The sequence below is a fragment of the uncultured Mycobacterium sp. genome, assembly GCF_964249325.1.
Classification (GTDB): Bacteria; Actinomycetota; Actinomycetes; order Mycobacteriales; family Mycobacteriaceae; genus Mycobacterium.
This window is the reverse complement of the sequence record NZ_CAXUCH010000191.1, coordinates 6,010-8,591: the sequence shown is the minus strand read 5'-3', so window position 1 is coordinate 8,591 and position 2,582 is coordinate 6,010. Positions and strand designations below refer to the sequence as shown.

Below are 2,582 nucleotides of genomic sequence, written 5' to 3'. Positions count from 1 at the left end.
TGAGCGGGTACTCGGGGTGGGCGGAATGGGTGCGGTCTACCTGGTGGCCGACCCGGAGTTGCCGCGCCGGGACGCATTGAAGGTTCTCAGCGCTGAACTGTCCCGCAATGCCGAGTTTCGCACCCGTTTCATGCGCGAGGCTGATGTGGCCTCGATGCTCGATCATCCCAATATCGTGTCGATTTATCGGCGCGGACAGACCGAGGACGGGTTGCTGTGGATCGCGATGCAGTTCGTCGACGGCACCGACGCCGACGCCGCACTGCGCGCGGGCACCATGACCGCGGCGCGGGCGGTTTACATTGTCGGGGAGGTCGCCAAGGCGCTGGACTATGCGCACGAGCATCATGTGGTGCACCGCGATGTCAAGCCGGCCAATTTCTTGCTGTCGGGACGCGTCGGCGCTGAGGAACGAGTCCTGTTGGGGGACTTCGGGATTGCCCGTGCCCTCGATGACGGCGGTTTGACGGCCACCGGGTCGCTGGTGGCCACCGTCGCCTACGCTGCCCCCGAACTGCTGGCCGGTGCGGCGGTCGATGGACGCGCGGATCAGTACTCGTTGGGTTGCACGCTGTTTCGGTTGCTGACGGGTCAGACTCCGTACTGGACCGGCAACGGGGTAGGGGCGGTGATGATGGCCCATCTGCAGCAGCCACCGCCGCGGGTCACCGATCGGGTGCCAGAGTTGCCGACGGCGCTGGACGCGGTCATCGCCAAAGCGATGGCCAAAGACCCTGCGCAGCGGTTCAGCTCGGCACGTGAGCTGGCCGCCGCAGCGGCGGGCGCGTTGCACGACCGCACCACCCCGGTCACTATTCCGTGGCGGCCGATACCGGCTGCGGCGGTCAGTTCGTACCCCGATGCCGCCGGCAGCGGGCCACAGTGGTGGACGCAGCCCGATGGGGCTCGCACGCAACACGGCGGGGTCGCCCTACCGACACAGCTCGCGCGCACGCCGGTGTTCGCCCCACCCGGCGCGGTGAAACCGCGTCGGCGTCGCCGAAGGCTGATCGCGGCCGCCGTCGCGGCCGTCGTGGTACTCGTGGGCGCCACGGTCGCCGCGATCGGTCTCACCCACCGAACCGACCAGCACCGCAGCCCGGCTGCCTCGGCCACCCCGGCATCGACCACACCGGCGAAACCACCACCCCCACCTCCACCACCTCTTCCGCCCTCAACGCTCGACAGCCTGCTGCTGCCCCCCGAACAAGTCGCAAACATCATGGGCGCAAGCAATTTGGTGGTCTATAAGTCTCTTGACGCGTTGATCGACGACTCCGCAATCATCGCGCAGAAAAACTGCATCGGTGCCTGGGCGCCGGCTCAACATGCGGTGTATGTCGGCAGCGGATGGACCGGCGCGCGGGCACAGGCAGTCCACGAGCCAGGCGAGGTGGCCGTGAATTACGAAATCATCCAGGCGGTCGTGGCATTACCGACCGCAGCCGCTGCCCAGAAATTTTTGGCCAATCAAACTGACCAGTGGTCTGCATGCGCAGGCACCGGCTTCACCCTGACGTACCCCAATTTGCGCCCCCAGGACTGGGTGTTCGGCACATTGAACAAAAGCGCTGCGGCATTGTCGATGCCACACATCATCGAAGGCACCACCCACCCCGCGTGTCAGCGCGCCCTCGCGGTCCGCAACAACATCGTGGTCGACGTGGTCGCCTGCCGCCTGGACATCACCAACCAGGGCGTCGACATCGTTAATGCGATTGCCGCCAAGATTCCTCGCTAGTGGGCGTGCACTGCAGGCCCAAACCGGACGCCACCGAATCGACTATGCAGACTCACCGCAGGCTGCAGCGACGCGGTGATCGGCAAATCATGTGGGCAAATAGTGCACAGTTGCGGCCGCGTACTGGCGATCGACGCGGCACCGCGGAACCCGGTTGATATCGGAGATCCTGATCGACTACGTATGCGTCGTCAGCCCGCCATGGGTCATCGGGGCACCGCAAATGTAGCCGCAACACAATGGTCTACTTGATGCGTTCACCGATCCTCTGGACGACAGTGCGCGCACTCTGCTCTGGCTGGGGAAGACCCACCTCCGCGACATTGATCAGCACTGACGACTTCAGGCGATAGATTACTTCCCACGCGTTGCTCTTGAGCACTACGGTTGCGGGCTCGCTTTTATCCACTGTGAAATCGTAGTTTTCGAGATGCAAGGAGGGACAGGCGGTTAACAAGGGTGCGAGGCGATCGAACGCGGCGCGCGCCGTCACCTCATCCCGGTAGACCGCAACAGCCTGGGTCACGCTGGCGACACCGCGAACTTGTACTTGACCTACACCGTTGTAGAAGTCCGCGCTGTATGTCACGGAATCGAACTGCGCCCAGCCACCATCGAAGGCGGCTTGCTGGTCGAACACCGCCTGGCATGTCCCCGGCAGATCGGAGCGTTTGTGGCGCGGCTGATGAACTTCGGAGCCTGGGCCGGGCGCGAGCGTGTCGATGCCGGCGATGCGACGTAGATCATCGACGCTGACGATCAGCGCGTCAGCGGCGAGCCGTGCGGTAGGCGTGCCGCTCGTCTTGACCACTGAATGGGTATGGGCGCAAGCCGATAGCAC

The 2,582-nt window shown here is 64.6% G+C and carries 2 protein-coding genes; one reads left to right on the top strand and one right to left on the bottom strand.

All coding sequences use genetic code 11. The features are described 5' to 3' along the window. Positions 1-1,741: serine/threonine-protein kinase PknH/PknJ (locus ACFE99_RS19260; protein WP_375488031.1), on the top strand; the 1,741-nt coding region annotated here is incomplete at its 5' end. Between the two features lie 244 nt (positions 1,742-1,985). Here the strand turns inward: ACFE99_RS19260 and ACFE99_RS19255 are convergent. Next, entirely contained in the window at positions 1,986-2,552 is a 567-nt protein-coding gene (locus ACFE99_RS19255; RefSeq protein ID WP_375488030.1) for a sensor domain-containing protein, read from the bottom strand. Positions 2,553-2,582 lie beyond the last annotated feature (30 nt).